The sequence below is a fragment of the Collinsella sp. CM84Y_54 genome (genome assembly GCF_036317945.1).
Classification (GTDB): Bacteria; Actinomycetota; Coriobacteriia; order Coriobacteriales; family Coriobacteriaceae; genus Collinsella.
This window is the reverse complement of record NZ_JAWQCX010000002.1, coordinates 25,684-43,570: the sequence shown is the minus strand read 5'-3', so window position 1 is coordinate 43,570 and position 17,887 is coordinate 25,684. Positions and strand designations below refer to the sequence as shown.

Here is a 17,887-nt window from a genome sequence, read left to right as displayed (position 1 = left end):
TGGGCGACAGGCCTTAGTCCTTGAAGAGTGCCGTGGACAGGTAGCGCTCACCGGTATCGGCGAGCAGCGCCACGATGGTCTTGCCCTCGTTCTCGGGGCGCTTGGCCAGCTGCAGCGCAGCCCACACGGCGGCGCCGGACGAAATGCCCACGAGCACGCCCTCCTTGTGGCCCACGGCGCGGCCGGTGGAAAAGGCGTCGTCGTTCTCGACGGGGATGATCTCGTCGTAGACCTGGGTGTCGAGGACGTCGGGCACAAAGCCGGCGCCGATACCCTGGATCTTGTGCGGGCCGGCCTGGCCCTTGGAGAGCACCGGGGAGGTGGCGGGCTCGACGGCGACGACCTGAATCTCGGGGTTCTGCTCCTTGAGGAACTCGCCCACGCCGGTCACGGTACCACCGGTGCCAACGCCGGCGACGAAGATGTCGACCTCGCCGTCGGTGTCATCCCAGATCTCGGGGCCGGTCGTGGCCTTGTGGATGGCGGGGTTGGCGGGGTTCACAAACTGGCCGGCGATAATGCTGTTGGGCGTCTCCTTCTGCAGCTCCTCGGCCTTGGCGATGGCACCCTTCATGCCCTTGGAGCCGTCGGTGAGCACGAGCTGTGCGCCGTATGCCTGCATAAGTTTGCGGCGCTCGACGGACATGGTCTCGGGCATGGTGATGATCACCTTGTAGCCGCGAGCCGCCGCCACCGAGGCGATGCCGACGCCGGTGTTGCCGCTCGTGGGCTCGATGATGGTGTAGTCACCGCCGCGCACGAGCTTGCCGGCCTTCTCGGCCTCGTCGATCATGTTCTTGGCGACGCGGTCTTTGACGGAGCCGGCGGGGTTGAAGTATTCCAGCTTGACGAGTACGCGGGCCTTGAGGTCCTCATCGGCCTCAAAGTGAGTGAGCTCCAGAAGCGGGGTGTGGCCGATAAGCTGATCGATGGACGTGTAAACATTGCTCATGGTGAACCTCCAAAGTGTTCAAACGACTGGATACCGTGTGGGTTTACGGTGTGTGTAGCAGCGAAACCCATAAACCTTATGGGTTGTTCTTTTTGCTGTTGGCAAGCATAGTAGACAGTAAAGCCTAGTAACGCAATAGGAAATAGAAGATTATTACGAGTCGATTAACCAGCTTGACGGGAATAGGTATTTTCAAAACCAATTTTTCGGCTAGAATTTCTACGAATTAAAAGACCGAAAGGCAGCAATATATATGTTGGTTTCCACAAAGGGCAGATATGCCCTGCGCGTTATGGTCGATCTGGCCGAGCACCAGGCGGCCGGTCGCATCCCGCTCAAAGAGATCGCGGCGCGACAGGGGATTTCCGAGAAATATCTCGAGAACATCTTGGCTACGCTCGTGCGCGCCAACATGCTTTCGGGTATGCGTGGCAAGGGTGGCGGCTACGTGCTCACGCGCCCGCCCGAGCAGTACACGGTGGGCGAGATCCTGCGCCTGACTGAGGGTAGTCTGGCGCCGGTCGCCTGCCTGGATGGCGACTGCAAGGGCTGCTCGCGTTCGGATGAGTGCCCCACGCTCGACGTGTGGAAGAACCTGGACAAGCTCATCAACGACTACCTCGACGGTGTGACGCTCGATCAACTTGTCGCTCCCAACCATGGCTACGACTACGTCATCTAACCCACGCCTGCCATTTGGGGACGGGGTAGAAATGGTAGATTCTCTCGCCCTTTAAGGCTTGACAAATAAGAAGGCCGCCCATTTTTGCGATGGGCGGCCTTCGTTTTGGGCTGTTGAGACAGACGCGGTCGGAATGGCTGTTTTAGTTCTCGGCGATGCTGTCGAGGATACTTCGAGTGATGGACACCAGGATGCTGCCCATAAAGGCCGAGCCAAAGCTTGCGATGGAGATGCCGACGCCCAACAGGTTGACCGACAGGTAACTTGCGAGTTCGAGCATAAAGCTGTTGACGACAAGCTGGAAAATGCCCAGCGTAATGATCGTGAGCGGCAGCGAGATGACCGTCAGGAATGGCTTGACGAACGAATCGACGATGTTCAGGAACAGCCCCACGAAGGCGAAACAGACCCAGGCCTCGGCAAAACCGAAGGGTTGGATGCCGGGAACGAGAAACGTGGCAATCGCGACGGCGATCGAGGTAAAGAGCCAGTTAAGCATAAAGCGCATGGCGGAGATCCTTTCTTGCGCAGGGTGTGTTGGTATCGCGTGAAGTGGCTTGCTGCGGCAGCATGGACGGCCGCGCGGGCGTGCCGCCTTGTTTGGCTGCCCATTGTCTCAGATATTCATGGAGCTTGCGTGCGCATTCGGTTTCAAAACGGCGTTCGTCCTAGAAAACGCGCCGCTGGCAGAGAGTCTTGCCGCTTTAGTTTGGTGGTGTGCTACACTGCTACGGGCAAAAGCCACAGGCGTTGCCCTATTGCATAGAACGGGCGAACGATGCCCGATGTCAGTACCAACTTCGATGCCTTTTGGCGGGTTTGGCGGTGATCGATGAATATCGAGAACATGTTTGACAAGCCTGATGTCAAGCAGCTGGTCCACGCATTTAGCCTTTTGGACGACGAGAAAGATATCCAAGCGTTTTTGACCGATATCTGCACGCCGCGCGAGATTTGCGATCTATCGCAGCGTCTGCAGGTCGCGCGTTACCTGGACGAGGGCGAGCCCTATGTCGAGGTTCAGGCGCGTACCGGCGCTTCGTCCACCACGGTGAGCCGTGTGTCCAAGGCGCTCAACGGCGAGTACGGTGGCTACCGCAAGATCCTCATTAAGCTGGAGGATGGCGAGTAGGCCGCGGCAAAACGGATTGTGTAAAACCGCTCCTCCGGGGGCGGTTTTTTGATCCCTTGGGGACGGAGGAAAACGGATCACCGGTTTAGACTGACCCCCTCGATGATCCGTTTTCCTCCGTCCCCAAGGGACCAAATCTGTTGGCGTGGGGCAAATCTGTCCGCTTGGGCGGGTAGGATGGATGCATTGATTATTGCGAACAGTTTGAGCGGAGGACCATGCCTGTTCGAATCTATACCACCAATGCCGGCACGGATTTGAGCGATGCCGAGTCGGCGTTGCTTGCCGATCTTATTGCCCGCCACGGGCGTGCCGTGTTGCTGGCACCTACGTTTGCCGAGCTCGACCTGTGCCGTCATGATGCGGCGGAAGCCGGGATTTCGCTGGGTATTGACTACAAGACGCCTACATCGTGGCTTCGCTCGCTTTGGGAGCTTTTGGGCGACGGGCGAGGTTTTGTCGACAACCTGCAGCGCCAGATGCTGTTCTCGGACATGGTCACGCGTCTCGTCGATGCCGACCTGCAGCCACTTTCGCGCAGCCAGGGCACGGTGCGCATGCTCGCGCGCATGGCCCGCGACGTGCTGCCGGGTGTGGCGGGGACGACGGCCGAACGATGCCGTGGCGACAACTGCCAACCGGAGCCAAAAAGCGATGCCGAGGCTCGTGTGTTCGAGCTTTTGCGTGCCTACGCGGGCGGTTTGGACCGTCGAGATATGGTCGAGCCCTGCGAGGCAGCTGACATTATGGCCGGTGCCCTGGCCGATAACCTGCCGGCGTGCACCCGCGCCGTATGCGTGCGCGGTATCACGTCGTTTACGCACGGCCTGCTCGAGCTGCTGTCTGCCGTGGCGAACAATGGGGGAGAGGTCGTCGTGCTGCTTGCCCGCGAGCAGGCGGCGATGCGCGAGGAGCTTGCCACGGCATTTGATGCCCGCGGTGTGCTGTTTGAGATCGCGCCGCTGGGGGAGGACGCCGTCGCGTCTGATGTCGCTTGCGGGACCGCCGCTCAGCCTGTCTTTATTGAGGTCGCCGGCCCCCATGCCCGTGCTCATGTCTATGCGGACGCCATCGATAAGTTGGTGAAAGCGCACAAGGAGTCCAGGGCCGATAAAGTTACGGCAACGCCCGCCGACCCCGTGCGCGTGCTCGTTGTTTCTGCCCGGGCACCCCAGCTGTTCGGTGAGCTCGCCTCTCGTCTGGCGGCTCGTCATATCGCTGCCGAGACGGTTGAGTTCACGGCGTTTTCCCAATCCATTGCGGGCAGGCAGTTTGCGGCGCTTGCCGGCCTGATCGAGCGCATGAAGGCCGCCGATGAGGGCATGGCGTCAAAGACCGAGTGGTGGCCCGCGCCGGAGCTTACCGACTGGATCTACAGTCCGCTTTCGGGCGCTGATGCCGTCAATGCCCGTACCTTCGATAAGAATATGCGTCTCTCGCGCAGCAAGACTACCGCGGGCGTAAAGAGCCTGCTACAGAGCGTTCAGGGCCAGGTGAGGGGCGCGCGCAAGGCGGCGAGCGACGAGAACTGGTTTAAGAACGTACCGTGTGTGGTCTCGGACGTGTTCCAGGCGCTGTGGCGTGACAAGCCCGTGACGGCGCTTAAGGCCATGCTTGCCGTTGCCGAGGCGTTGCCCGATCGCTCGCTGGGCAGCTTGGATGGCCAGGCCCGTCGCCAGGCGGAGGTAGCCCTGCTGCGCCACGCCATCGACATCCTTATGAACGGCGCCCGCGCGCTCGACGTGTCGCAGGTCGCGACCGTGCCCGTGCTCGATGGCATTCGCACCAGGGTGGACAAGCGTAGCACCGCCTACGATTACGAGACCCACGAGGTTGACCGTGCGCCACGTGCCCAGGTTCGTTTTGCTTCGCTTGCCGACGCGGCGGCTCTGCGCCCCGGCAGCTACGATGCCGTGCTGTTTGCCGATGTCGATCTGGACAGCTATCCACTCTCGCACGAGGAGGGACCGCTGGCTACGCTGACGGCGAGCCTTGGTCGCGAGGGCGTGACGCTTGAGCCCGCGGCCCTGCTGCGCGTGCGCTTTGGTCACGCGATGCAAGCGTCGCGTGGTCCGGTTACGCTCGCCCGTGTGACCCATGATCGTCAGGCGCGCGAGTGCTATCCGGCGGCCGTGTGGACCGAGTTGCGTGCGCACGCCAAGGCCGCTGACGACGCTAAGGCCACTGACACCGACAAGGCCGCTGACGACGCTAAGGCCACTGGCAACGCTAAGGTCGCTGGCGCCGACAAGGCGACGTGCGTGGGTGAGGGCGATATCGTAAGGGACTTCGATCCCGCGGCAGGCGAAGGTCTCAAGCGCGAGCGCGTGACCTGTGAAGCCCCTCAGCATCTGAGTGCCGAGGCCGTGCCGTATTTGGTCCTGCGCCGTCGCGATGGCGAGGGCGAGGACGCGCCGCTCGTGCCGCGCCTGACGTCCGCCTCGCAGATCGAGGCCTATTCTACCTGCCCGCTGTGCTGGTTCGTATCGTATCGCGTCAAGCCCCAGTCCATCGATGCGGGCTTTGGCAACATGGAGAAGGGTAACTTCGTCCACGATGTGTTGGAGCACCTCCATGCCCGCCTGCCCCAGGAGGGCATGGAGCGCGTGACGCCCATGAATCTGCCGCGCGCTCAGGAGCTGCTGCGCGAGGTCTTTGCCGAGACCCTGGCCGAGCACGCCGGCAAGCGCGGTACCGAGGGCCCGCTGGTGCCGCTCTCCCCGGTGGAGGAGCGTCAGGTGGCCGAGATCTTGCCGCAGCTGGAGGGCGTGCTTGCCTACGAGTCCGAGGCACTCGCCCCCTTCGCTCCGCGCTACCTGGAGTTTGCGTTCAACGAGCTCCAGGTCGAGTATGCCGGTTGGCCGCTCGGCGGGCGCATCGACCGCGTGGACGTGGATGCCGAGAACCGCGCCGTGGTAATCGACTACAAGCATCGTTCGGGTGTCGAGGAGTTTAAGCTCGCCGACCCCACGGTGCGCGACGAGGAATCGGGCGAGGCCCCCATCGACGACCCGCGCTGGCTGCCGCCGCATACCCAGACACTCATCTACGCGCAGGCCATGCGCCGGGCGCTGGATCTGAATACCCGTGCGGCGCTTTACTTTTCCACCAAGGGCGGCAAGCCCGCGCTGCGTGGTGCCGCAAGTGCCGAGTTGCTCGAGGAAGAGCGCGGCGACGGTCGCATCCCGGGCCTCAAGAAGGGCTTTCCGGGCGAGGGCGGCAACATGGACTTCGATGCGCTGCTCGACCGCGTGGAGGCCGGCATCGCCGAGCGCCTGTGCGAGCTCGAGGCAGGCAACATTACCGCCGTCGACCCGACGTCGGCTCAGGCCGCGCATGCGCGCTGCTCGTATAACCACGAAGGAACGTTTGTAAGGAGGGACGTGTAGACCATGGATCTTTCGACTTTGATGCCGCAACAGCTGCAAGTCGTCAAAACGCTCGACCGCCCGCTGTTTGTCTCGGCGGGTGCCGGCTCGGGCAAGACCTTTACCCTTACGCGCCGCATCGTCTACGCACTCTCGCCCGAATCCGGTCCGTTTGTCGAGCATCTGGATCAGGTGCTCGCCATTACCTTTACCAAAGACGCCGCGGCTGAGATTCGCGACCGTGTGCGCCGTGCGCTTATCGAAGAGGGTATGGACGAAGAGGCTCTGACGGTCGACGACGCTTGGATCTCGACCATCCACGGCATGTGCTCGCGTATCCTGCGCGCGCATGCATTGGAGCTGGGCATCGATCCCGAGTTCACGGTGCTTACCGATACCGATGAGCTTATGGATCAGGCTGTCGAGCATGTGCTGGGCCGCGCGACAGCGCCCGATGCCGCTCCCGAGCTCGCGGCTTCGCTCAAAGCACTCTATGCCTGGTATCCCATGGCGGGTGAGGGCAGTCCCTTTGGCAGCGGCACCACCATCAAAGGTCTGGTGCGCAACCTATTGGAGCTGTCGAGCCAGCTGCCGGGCGGCATGGACGACGTGTGCGTGGCGCGCGGTCAGGCCGATACCTCGGCCCTGGCAGACGCCTATCGCGCGGCGCTCGGCGCGAGCAAGGCGGCGACCGAAAAGACGCAGGTGGCGCTCGAGGCCATCGACGCGTTTGAGGCGAGCGGCAAAACCATGGGGGATGCGGCGCGACTCATGATGTCGTGCAGTATGCCTCGAGCGAGCAAGGCGTTTCCTAAGGAGCAGGTGGAGCTACTCAAGGCCGAGGCCGCCGATGCGTTTATCAATATCGTGCTTGCCTGCGGCGGCCCGGCGCTCGATGCGCTGGTGGGGCTTGCCCGTGCCGTAGAGGCGGAGTACCGTGCGCTCAAGGCCGACCAGTCCGCGCTCGATAACAATGACCTGCTGCGCATGGCGTACGAGGCGCTGCGCGACTACCCGGCTATTCGAGCTGCCTATGAGGGCCGCTTTAAGATGGTCATGATCGACGAGTTCCAAGATACCGACCAGATGCAGGTCGATTTGATTCGCTATCTGACGGGCGCGGGGGAGCGCGCGCTGTGCACCGTGGGCGATGCGCAGCAGTCGATTTACCGCTTCCGTGGTGCCGAGGTCGAGGTGTTTCGCCGCCAGGAGCGCAAGGTGGGTTCGACGACGGCGTCCGAGACGGTCACCACGTCCGATGCTCCCGCCGGCGAGCTCGTCAAACTCGTGCGCAACTTCCGCAGCCACGACGAGGTGCTGCGCTATGTGGCGCGCGTCTTTGACGGCGACACCGGTGGTTTGATGCAGGGGTTCTTGGATCTTGAACCGAGCGACAAACGCAAGGACAAGCTCAAGGCAAAGGCTTCGCGCCGCCAGGCGCTGTTCGTTGCCGGCGGCAGTATGCAGGAGCGCACGCAGGCCAAGGCCCGTGCGATCGCCGAGCGATTCCATGCGCTTGCCGATGCCGGCCAGCCCCAGGGCGGCATGGTGCTGCTGCTGGGTCGCATGACCAATGCCGACGTCTACGCGCAGGCCTTCCGCGACCAAGGACTCGACTGCGTCATCGCAGGCGGCTCGGTCTTTGCCCAGGCGGCCGAGGTGCAGACGGTGCGTGCCCTGGTCTGCGCGCTCGCCAATCCGGCCGATACGGCCCAAGGCCTTATGCCGTTGCTGGCCTCGCCGATGTTTGCACTCGGCGCCCAGGAGTTCCTGGCGCTGGCGACCAAGCTCGACGAGCAAACGGGCGAGACGTCGCGCCGCAATATCGATGTGGGCATCATGAGCGATTCCGATGTGCCGGGTTTGCAGAGCCTGCCGCTCGTGACGCGTGCCCGCGAGGTGCTGCGCTACGCGCTTCGTCGCGTGGGACGAGATTCGTTCGCCGCCATCGCGCGCGATGTGGTCAATGCCTCCGGCTGGTTCGTGCGTCTGGCGCAGCGCGGCCCCGAGGGCAAGGCCATTGCCGCCAACGTGCTCAAGGCGCTCGACGCCGTGGCCGAGGCAGAGGCCGAGCTCGGCAATTCTCCGCGCTCCATCGCGCTCGCCTTCGACCGCTTCTTGGCGGGCAAGGAGGCCCCGGGCGCCCTCAACGAGGAGGGCGACGGCGCGGTGCGCATCATGACCGTGCATGCGTCCAAGGGCCTGGAGTATCCGGTCGTGGCGGTTGCCGAGTGTTTTGGCGTGCGCAAATCGTCCGGTGCGGCACAGATGGGTCGCGTCGAGGGCGGAGCGCAAGTCGTGGCGCTGCCGGCGCGCTTCGATGGCGTTAAGCTTGCCGACGGAACCTTCGTGAAGGGCGATGACGTCAAAAAGCAGTTTGAGCATGCGTTTAAGGGCAAGGGTACGTCGCTGTGGCTGCCGCCGGAGCTCATGGAGGACGTCTGTGCGACGGGTTCTCCCGCCGAGGCATTTGCTCGCCTGCGCAACGACGACCTGCAGCTTTCGCTCGAGGAGCGGGCCCGCTTGCTCTATGTTGCCATGACGCGAGCGGGCGAGCTGGTGATCTTGGCGATGGATGCCGGTGTGAGCCGCGGCAAGGTGACGGCGCCGACCTTCGACGTCGAGACCGATCTGACCTACGACGTGCTGCGCCGCATCCTGCCGACTGACAGTCTGGACATGCCGCAGCTCGATAGCGACCGTTTGGTGTTCGACAACTCCAAGCCGGGCGACTACGAGCTCATCTCGCTGGCGGACTTTACGTTTGACGAGCAGGCGTTTGAGGCTAACGCTTCGCTGGATGCCGAGGGCAGGCTTGTTCGCGGCGATGTCGATGTCGCTGATAATGCTGCGCACTCAACTGTGCCCGGTCCTGCCGACCCCAAGCCCGATTCGTTTGAGCTTGTGTATCCCCAGGCAGTGGGCGTGCGCATGGGCATCTGTCCGTATCCGATGCGTGATTCGTATAGCTACTCGTCAATCGCCGCGGCGCTCCATGCCGAGGCGGAAGATCGTTCCGCCGAGGCGCGTGTTCCCATGGACGAGGCCGGCGATGATGCGGAGTCGGATGGCTCGGAGATGACGGATGCGGACGTGGCTGCCGTTGAGCCCGCCGGCAACCCCATGGCGCTGGGCTCGGCGTTCCATGCCGCCTGCCAGTGGCTCATCGAGATGGGTGCCGATGCACTGCCCGCTGAGCGTGCCGACGCCCTGGCTCGCCTGTGGCACCTGACGCCAGAACAGCGCGAGCGCTTCGATGTCGCTCTGGATCGATGGCTCAAGTCGTCGGTTCGTGCCGAGCTGCTCGCGTGGCCGTGCATCCGTGCCGAGGTGCCGTTCTTCTCGCTGGGCTGCGAGGACGAGGACATCGCCCGCTACGGCGCCTATGCCGAGGGCGCCATCGATGCACTGGCGACCGACCCGGCCGATCCGTCGCGCGCACTGGTCATCGATTACAAGACGGGTGGCACGCCGGATGAGACGCCGGACCAGCTGCTCGAGAAGCACGCCCTGCAGGCGCGCGTCTACGCTGATGTTCTGCACAAGGCAGGCTTTGAGGCCGTGACCGTCAAGTTCGTCCGCGTGGGGCAGCCGGATCCAACCATCTTCGTCGAACCCGCCGAGCCTCAAGTAGTCACCTACAACCTTTAGCCCCTCAGATAACTTGCGGTGGAATAGTTCCTGTATTGCGGCCCAGGTGGCCCAAGCGGGAACTATTCCACCGCAACTGCAAGAGGAGCCGTGTTGGTTTGGCTAGGTTCGGGTGCAGTCCGCACCGTGCGGTAAAATCGTTCAGTCAGAACACGAACCCGCATCGGAGCTCATCACATGGCATTCGTCCATCTGCACAATCACACTGTTTTTTCCATGCTCGACGGCGCAACCCGTATCCAGGATATGGTTAACCGTGCCGTTGAGCTGGGCATGCCCGCCGTGGCCATTACCGACCACGGCTACATGTATGGCGTGCCCGACCTGGCGCTGGCCTGCGACGCCGTCAACCACAACACGCCCGAGTACAAGACGTGGAGCCACGACAAGGCCTTCTTGGAAAAGGACCGCCGCGACGAGCTGGTGGAGCCCGATCCCGAGGCAAACCCGCGCGAGCATGCCCAGTATGTGAAGGACATGGCCATGTGGGACGAGAAGGGCAACATCGACGAGCTCAAGCCGCCCCTGGTCATCAAGCCCATCTTTGGTTGCGAGGTCTACTTTACGCCGGACGAGACGCTCGCCCGCGACCATAAGCCCGAGCTCTACCACATGATCCTTCTGGCCAAGGACCAGGAGGGCTACGTCAACCTGATGCAGACGGTCTCCGAGGCCGCCGTGCAGGGCTTTTACTACAAGCCGCGCGTGACGCTCGACAACCTGCGTCGCCACGCCAAGGGCATGATCTGCACGAGCGCCTGCATCGCGGGCATCATCCCCAAGTACATCGACCGCGGTGACATGGAGGGCGCCATCAAGTGGGCCGAGACCTTCCGCGACACCTTCGACCCCGGCGACTTTTATATCGAGATCCAGGAACACGGCATTACCACCGATAACGGCTTGACCGACGAGCAGATGGACCGCACGCTCATCGACATCGCCAAGCAGGTGGGCGTCAAGGTTATCGCCACCAACGACTTCCACTACCTGCGCCGCGAGGATGCGCCCGTGCAGGACGTTATCATGTGCATCGGCATGAACGCCAAGGTCGACGACCCTAACCGCATGCGCATGACCGGCTCGGAGTTCTACATGAAGACCGAGGAGGAGATGCGGGCGATGTTCCCGTATTGCCCCGAGGCCTGCGACAACACGCTCGAGATTGCCGACAAGTGCTACGTCGAGCTGGACTGGGACTCCATCATCCTGCCGCGCTTCCCGTTGCTCGATCCCGGCGAGACGCACGAGAGCCAGTTCCGCCGCGAGTGCGAGAAGGGCCTGCGCCAGCACTACGGCGACGACTGGGCCACGCGCGAGATCGGTGGCGTCAACATCAAAGAGCGCTTTGAGTACGAATACAAGGTCATCTGCGACAAGGGCTTTGCTGCCTACTTCTTGATCGTTGCCGAGTACGTGCAATGGGCCAAGGACAACGGCATCGGCGTCGGCCCCGGCCGTGGCTCGGCCGCCGGCGCTATCGTCGCCTACGCCATGAACATCACCGCGTTCGACCCGCTCGAGAACGGCCTGATGTTCGAGAGGTTCCTGTCCCCGCAGCGTACCGAGATGCCCGATATCGATATGGACTTCGACGACGAGCGGCGCCTCGAGGTCGTGGAGCACGTTCGCCAGCTCTACGGCCCCGAGAAGGTCACCCACGTCATCACCTACTCGACCATTAAGGCCAAGCAGGCCATCAACGACGCCGCGCGCGTCCTGGACTACCCGGTCTACATGGGCCAGCGCCTGTCCAAGATGGTCTCGAGCGACCCCAAGGTCAAGCTCAAGCAGGTGCTCGAAAAACAACCCGGCAAAGAGGATCTGTTTAACCCCGACTTTGCCGAGGCCTATAAAAAGGACGACGACGCCCGCCGCATCATCGACACGGCGCTCTCGATTGAGGGCCTCACCCGTGGCGAGGGCGTGCACGCGTGCGCCGTTCTGATCTGCCGCGACCCCGTCAACGAGCATGTGCCCACCAAGCTCGACACCAAGGGCGGCGTCGAGATTACCCAGTACGAGGGCCATACCGTTGCCGACATGGGCCTGCTCAAGATGGACTTCCTGGGCCTGCGCACGCTGACGGTTATCTCCAAGGCTAAGGCAAACATCAAGAAGAACTTCGGCATCGACATCAAAGAGGAAGAGATTCCCTTTGACGATCCCGAGATCTTTAAGCTCATGGGCTCCGGCCACACCGCCGGCGTCTTCCAGGTCGAGTCCGCCGGCATGACGGCCACGATCAAGAACATGAAACCCACCGAATACAAGCACGTCGTGGCATTGATCGCTCTGTACCGCCCGGGCCCGCTGGGCGCCGGCATGGTTTCGTCCTACATCAACCGTATGAACGGCAAGGAGCCGGCCGTCTCCTACGACGACCGCCTGGACGACATCCTGGGCGAAACCTACGGCACCATGGTCTACCAGGAGCAGGTTATGCTCATCTCCGTCGAGATGTGCGGCTTCTCCAAGGGCGAATCGGACTCGCGTATCCGTAAGCCCGTGGCTAAGAAAAAGATCAAGCTGCTCACGTCGACGGTGCTCCACTGGGAGGATGGCTCGGACGAGACCACCTACGACCACTGGATGAACGGTGCTATCAAGAACAACTACACGCGCGAGGTCGCCCAGAAGATTTGGGACGATGTTCTCGAGTTCGCGTCTTACGCCTTTAACAAGTCGCACTCCGCCGGCTACGCCATCCTGGTTATGCAGACGGCGTGGCTCAAGGCGCACTATCCGCACGAGTACATGGCGGCCGTTCTGACGTCCTACACGGGCAAGACCGACAAGATCGTTCATTACGTCTCGGCGTGCCGCCACGACGGCATCCCCGTGCTGTCGCCAGATGTCAACGAGTCCGGTACCGAGTTCACGGCTACCAAGGAGGGCGTGCGCTTTGGTCTGGCCGGCATTCGCGGCGTGGGCACTGGCGTGGCGCAGGCGATTATCGCCGAGCGTGAGGCGGGCGGCCCGTTTAAGACGCTGCACGACTTTGTCGAGCGCGTGGACTCGAGCCAGGCCAACCGTCGCGTGATCGAATCGCTCATCAAGGCAGGCGCCTTCGACTCCACGGGGTATCCGCGTCGCCAGATGATGCACTTTGTGGATAAGAACAACCCCGAGAACATCATCGATGCCGCCGTGAAGCGCCAAAAGGATCGCGCGAGCGGCCAGACGTCGTTCTTCGATATGTTCGGCGACGTTGAGGGCTCGGGCTTTGAGGTGAGCGTGCCCGATCCGGACGGCCAGGAGTGGGACCGCCACCTTAAGCTGAGCCAGGAGAAGGAGGTTCTGGGCATCTATGTCTCGGACCACCCGTTGCGCCCGTTTGAGTATGCGCTAGCCAAGGCGCGCGACTTCTCGTTCTCGCAGATCGACACCGGTTACGAGGTGCAAAACCCCACGGGCGGTACCATCAACCAGGAGATTCCCGAGGGCAAGGCGCTGTGGTGGGCCGGTATGGTCTCGAGCGTGTCCAAGCGCGTGACCAAAAACGGTGACCCCATGGGCATCGTGCAGCTCGAGGACATGGAAGGTGAGGCCACGGTCGTGGTGTTCCCCAAGACCTACAAGGAGGCCGAGGGGTACCTGTACGGCGAGGTCGATCCCGAGACCGGCGCGCAGCTGTCCGATGCGTTTGTGCGCATTAAGGGCAAGCTTGAGCGCTCGGACCGCGGCGATCAGATCATCGCGCAGGAGATCGTGCCACTGGAGCTTAATGAGGAGAACAACAAGCCCAAGGTGTTTGAGGTCATGGTGCCCAACAGCCGCTTTAGCCAGGGCAATATGGCGCGTCTTGCCACGGTGCTTACCGCCAACCCGGGCGGCGACCGCGTGGAGATCTTTATCGAGCAGGTGGACGGGCGTGTGCTGCGTGCCGAGGTGCCGGCCAAGGTCAACGCACGCTCGATTCCGCTGTTGGCAGAGGCAAAAGCCATCGTGGGTAACCAGGGTCGCGTGACGGTGATCTAAGGGCGACCTTGCTGGTCCGCGCGAGATTGGAGGAAGTGATGGCGCAGGGGACGTTTGTGCAGGCGCTTCGTAAGGAGGCGGCGCTCAGCAGTACCTTTATGAAGGGGCGCTCGCTCATGCTCAACGGCGCCGTGCTGTCGTTTGAGGACTCCGGCTCGCGCTTCTCCAAAAACGTGAACATCGAGGGCTCGGTGCGCGGCTCGCGCGGCGACCTGTACAAGACGCACGTGGCGCTCGACATGGACGAGCACGAGGTTATCGACTACGACTGCGATTGCCCGGCCGCCTTTCGCTATTCCGGCATGTGCAAGCACGCCATCGCCACGGCGCTGGCGTATCTGGATGCCAGCGGCGCCGAGCCCGTCGAGGGCCTGCGCACACCGGTCCGCACGTTTACAGTACCGCCCGCACAGTCCAAGCAGCCCACGCGCCCCGCGCCCACCGCATCTGCGGTCAACCCCAACTTTCCCTTCCCGGCGCCCGTCCCCACGAGCCCGAGCCTTGTGGCGGCGCTTTCCGATCTTTCGGACGCGCGCATGGACGAGCTCGCGGTCATGCGCCGCAAGCTCGCCAGCACCATTGACCCCGATGCGCCCAAAGCGGTGCTGGAGCCCTCGCTGGTGCCGTACTACAATCCGCTGTTTGCCGATCGTTTTAACTGGGCGCTCGAGTTTCGCATTCGTAGCGGTTCGGTGTCCTACGTGGTTAAGGATATCGACGGCATGGCCGATGCCTATGTGCGCGGCGGTACGTTCTCCTATGGCAAGAAGCTTACGTTTGCCCATGTGCCCGAGGCTTTCGATGACGTGTCGACAAAGCTGCTCGACTTTGTCGCAATGACGGTCGCCTACCTAGGCGATATTACGAGCTCGCGCTCGGCGTCGTATGACTTTGTCCGCAACGGTTTTGTCGCCGAGCGTCAGTTGCCGGTATCCGAGCATTCCATCGTGTCCGTGCTGGACCTGCTGCGCGGCAGGACCATGTCCTTTGAGCCTGCTTGGTCGCGGGGAACGACGACGCATCGCGCCTACGAGGTGGCAGTCGAGCCGTCGCCTCAGGGGGAGGGCGAAGTCCCGGCTAAGCGCCCGCCGCTCCTTGCCGCCAAGATTGCACCGGCGGCGGGAGGCAGCTACGACTTGCGCCTGCCGGCCGATACGTACTGCTTTGTCGCAGGCGACGCAGCCTATCTGGTCGATACGCGCCGCGCGCGCCGTACCGACACGGCGTTTGCCCAGCATGCGGCGCCGTTCCTATCGCACTTGTTGCCCTGCCGCATGCCGGTCCATATCGCCGCCGACCAGGTGGGCGAGTTCTGCCGCATGGCGCTGCCGATCTTGCGCGACTACACCGACCTGACCGCTCCCGCCGCGCTCGACGCCGTGGCGCCCGAGCCAAGTTTTGCCATGGCGATTGGCGTCGACGATGGTCTTGTGACCTGCAAGATTGCGGTGACCTACGGCGATTGGTCAGCAGATCTCTTTAGTCTTGGTGCTCCGGGCAGTCCTTTCGAAGAGCAACGCCCCGGCGTTCCGCCCCGCGATACGGTGGCGGAGTTTCGCGTTATGGACACGGCTGCCCTGTATTTCGACTTTTACGAGGGCGGCCTGGCATTTGAGGAGCGCGATGACGAGAGCCTGTTCCACTTGTTGACCGAGGGCCTGTCTGCTCTGTCCGAGCTGGGCGAGGTCATGCTCAGCGACCGCCTGCGCCAGATTTCGGTCCGCCCTGCGCCCAAGCTCTCGGTGCGCGCCACCGTCAAGAGCAACTTGCTCGACGTCGAGCTGGGTGCGAGCGGGCTTTCGGCGGGCGACCTTGCCATCTATCTGGACTCGTATAAGCGCCACCAGACGTTCGCGCGCCTTACGTCCGGCGACATCGTTCGCCTGGATGAAGGTGCCCGCGCTGCGTTTGGCCTTGCCGAGGACCTGGGCGTCGATGCCGTCGACCTGCTCGACGGCGTGTCGCTTCCCGCATCGAGTACCCTGTTCGTCGACAACATGCTTGCGCGCACGCCCGAGCTCGAAGCCGATCGCGACGCTGCATTCCGTCGCACCGTCGAGCGCTTGGATACGCTCGGCAAGATGGACTTTACGGTGCCGGTCTCGCTCAAGGCCACACTGCGCGGCTATCAGGTCGACGGCTACCAGTGGCTCGGCTCGCTCGAGCATCTGGGCCTTGGCGGCATTTTGGCCGATGATATGGGTCTGGGCAAAACGCTGCAGATGATCGCGCACATTCTGGCGCGCGTGGAGGCGGGGGACACCAAGCCCACGCTCGTGGTATGCCCCGCGTCGCTCGTGTACAACTGGGCTGCCGAGTTGGAGCGCTTCGCCCCCTCGATTGATGTGTGCGCCATCGTGGGCGCCAAGGCCCAGCGTCGCGTGCAAATTGCCGGTGCCGCCGAGCACAACGTGGTCGTGACGTCGTATGACCTCATGCGTCGCGACATCGACGAATATGTCGAGCAGGACTTTGCCCGCGTAGTGCTCGACGAGGCCCAGTACATTAAAAACCCGCTCACCCAGGTGGCTCGCGCTGCAAAGCGCCTGCCGGCCGGCGTGCGCTTTGCCTTGACGGGCACGCCCATCGAAAACCGCCTGTCCGAGCTTTGGAGTATCTTCGACTTTTTGATGCCGGGTCTTCTGGGCACGCGCGACTCATTTGCCAAGCGCTTTGAGAGCCCCGTCGAGCATGCCGAGGGCGACAGTGCCGCTCGTCTGCAGGCGCTCGTGTCGCCGTTTGTGCTGCGTCGCGTCAAGGAAGATGTGGTGGCCGATCTGCCCGAGAAGATCGAGGATACGGTGATGGCACAGCTTGCCGGCGAACAGCGCAAGCTCTACCTGGCCAACCAAGACCGCATCGCCCAGCAGGTGCAGCACCGCGAGGCCGGGGAGTTTAAGAAAGATAAGCTCAAGGTGCTCGCCGAGCTCACCAAGCTGCGCCAGATCTGCTGCGACCCGCGTCTACACTACGAGGATTACAAGGCGGGGAGCGCCAAGCTCGATACGTGCATGGAGCTCGTGCACGGCGCACTCGACGGCGGGCATCGCATCCTGTTGTTCAGCCAGTTTACGGGTATGCTCGATATCATCGGCAAGCGCCTGTCTAAGGAGGACATCGCCTTCCTTAAGCTCACGGGCGCTTCGTCTAAGGAGAGCCGCGCCAAGATGGTTGCGCAGTTCCAGGCAGGCGAGGTGCCGGTGTTCTTGATTTCGCTCAAGGCGGGCGGTGTTGGCCTTAATTTGACGGCTGCCGACGTGGTCATCCACTACGACCCGTGGTGGAACGTGGCCGCGCAGGACCAGGCGACCGATCGCGCCCACCGCATTGGCCAGCAGCACACCGTGACCGTGTACAAGCTCATCGCCAAGGACACGATCGAGGAGCGCATTATGCAGATGCAGGAGTCCAAGCGCGATCTGGTTAACAGCGTGCTCGGCGGCGATGGCATCTCATCGGCACTGTTCACGCGCGAGGATGTTCTGGCACTGCTCGGTGGCGACGGTCGCTAACTTGCGCATGCCGATGGGTGCCAGGACAGGTACTCGGAATTGCCTGAGCGCCCTGGACTCTGCCGAGCCCCTCGATATGTGTTCATTTGCCATGCCGTGGATGGTTCGCCTACCTTTGGGCATAAGAAGCCTCAGGAATATTGGCACATCAGCAAAGGAGAACATCATGGCGAAATTCTTTAAGGACTCCGACGGCAAGCTCGTTGCCGCCCTTGGCGACGGCGTTGCGACCCCTGCCGGCTGCACGGAGCTGACGGCAAACACCGAGGATGCGGCGCACGAGAAGCACGTGCCTGTTGTCGAGATCGAGCGCGACGGCCACGTCATTCGCGCGCGCGTGGGCTCGACGGAGCACCCCATGCTGCCCGAGCACTACATCGAGTGGATCGCGCTTGAGGCCGAGGGCCGCCTGGAGGTCCATTACCTTGAGCCCGGCATGAAGCCCACGACGTTTTTCGCTGGCGGCTCCAAGACCGGTACTGTCTATGCCTACTGCAACCTGCATGGGCTGTGGTCCGCGACGTTCTAGGAGCGCGCCCCCGCTCGGGGTATCATAGCTAGCATATGCACATGCGAGCGCCGGCTGCATTATGCGGCCGGCGCTTTTAC

At 62.8% G+C, this 17,887-nt stretch carries 9 protein-coding genes; 7 read left to right on the top strand and 2 right to left on the bottom strand.

The features are described from left to right. Positions 1-13: 13 nt before the first annotated feature. Positions 14-952, bottom strand: a complete 939-nt coding sequence (cysK, locus tag V2391_RS03335; RefSeq protein WP_329738258.1) for a cysteine synthase A — start codon at positions 950-952, stop codon at positions 14-16. A 253-nt stretch (positions 953-1,205) separates the two neighbouring features. On the opposite strand from cysK, the gene V2391_RS03330 reads away from it, so the two are divergent. Beyond that, the gene (locus tag V2391_RS03330; protein WP_022094857.1) at positions 1,206-1,634 is read left to right on the top strand and encodes an RrF2 family transcriptional regulator; all 429 of its coding nucleotides are present in this window, start codon (positions 1,206-1,208) and stop codon (positions 1,632-1,634) included. Positions 1,635-1,776: 142 nt separating this feature from the next. Here the strand turns inward: V2391_RS03330 and V2391_RS03325 are convergent, their stop codons facing one another. Then, entirely contained in the window at positions 1,777-2,142 is a 366-nt protein-coding gene (locus tag V2391_RS03325; protein ID WP_329738257.1) for a phage holin family protein, read from the bottom strand. Positions 2,143-2,466: 324 nt separating this feature from the next. Between V2391_RS03325 and V2391_RS03320 the strand changes: the two genes are divergently transcribed. From V2391_RS03320 to V2391_RS03295, 6 genes are all read left to right on the top strand, one after another. Continuing rightward, complete coding sequence (locus tag V2391_RS03320) at positions 2,467-2,766, top strand: YerC/YecD family TrpR-related protein (protein ID WP_022094855.1); 300 nt, start codon at positions 2,467-2,469, stop codon at positions 2,764-2,766. Positions 2,767-2,984: 218 nt separating this feature from the next. Then, entirely contained in the window at positions 2,985-6,155 is a 3,171-nt protein-coding gene (locus tag V2391_RS03315) for a PD-(D/E)XK nuclease family protein (RefSeq protein ID WP_329738256.1), read from the top strand. Between the two features lie 3 nt (positions 6,156-6,158). Next, the gene (locus V2391_RS03310) at positions 6,159-9,785 is read left to right on the top strand and encodes a UvrD-helicase domain-containing protein (protein ID WP_329738255.1); all 3,627 of its coding nucleotides are present in this window, start codon (positions 6,159-6,161) and stop codon (positions 9,783-9,785) included. Between the two features lie 177 nt (positions 9,786-9,962). After that, complete coding sequence (gene dnaE, locus V2391_RS03305; protein WP_117763162.1) at positions 9,963-13,766, top strand: DNA polymerase III subunit alpha; 3,804 nt, start codon at positions 9,963-9,965, stop codon at positions 13,764-13,766. Between the two features lie 38 nt (positions 13,767-13,804). Then, positions 13,805-17,278, top strand: coding sequence for a DEAD/DEAH box helicase (locus tag V2391_RS03300; protein ID WP_329738254.1), 3,474 nt, complete (start codon positions 13,805-13,807; stop codon positions 17,276-17,278). Positions 17,279-17,444: 166 nt separating this feature from the next. Then, positions 17,445-17,807: a desulfoferrodoxin family protein gene (locus V2391_RS03295; protein ID WP_161156252.1), complete on the top strand. Its 363-nt coding sequence runs from the start codon at positions 17,445-17,447 to the stop codon at positions 17,805-17,807. The last annotated feature ends 80 nt before the right edge of the window (positions 17,808-17,887 follow it).

Bases quoted from the DNA above. Each gene is read 5' to 3' on its own strand.
- V2391_RS03330 (WP_022094857.1), top strand. From the start codon at position 1,206: ATGTTGGTTTCCACAAAGGGCAGATATGCCCTGCGCGTTATGGTCGAT.
- V2391_RS03320 (WP_022094855.1), top strand. From the start codon at position 2,467: ATGAATATCGAGAACATGTTTGACAAGCCTGATGTCAAGCAGCTGGTC.
- V2391_RS03310 (WP_329738255.1), top strand. From the start codon at position 6,159: ATGGATCTTTCGACTTTGATGCCGCAACAGCTGCAAGTCGTCAAAACG.
- V2391_RS03300 (WP_329738254.1), top strand. From the start codon at position 13,805: ATGGCGCAGGGGACGTTTGTGCAGGCGCTTCGTAAGGAGGCGGCGCTC.
- V2391_RS03325 (WP_329738257.1), bottom strand. From the start codon at position 2,142: ATGCGCTTTATGCTTAACTGGCTCTTTACCTCGATCGCCGTCGCGATT.
- dnaE (WP_117763162.1), top strand. From the start codon at position 9,963: ATGGCATTCGTCCATCTGCACAATCACACTGTTTTTTCCATGCTCGAC.
- cysK (WP_329738258.1), bottom strand. From the start codon at position 952: ATGAGCAATGTTTACACGTCCATCGATCAGCTTATCGGCCACACCCCG.
- V2391_RS03295 (WP_161156252.1), top strand. From the start codon at position 17,445: ATGGCGAAATTCTTTAAGGACTCCGACGGCAAGCTCGTTGCCGCCCTT.
- V2391_RS03315 (WP_329738256.1), top strand. From the start codon at position 2,985: ATGCCTGTTCGAATCTATACCACCAATGCCGGCACGGATTTGAGCGAT.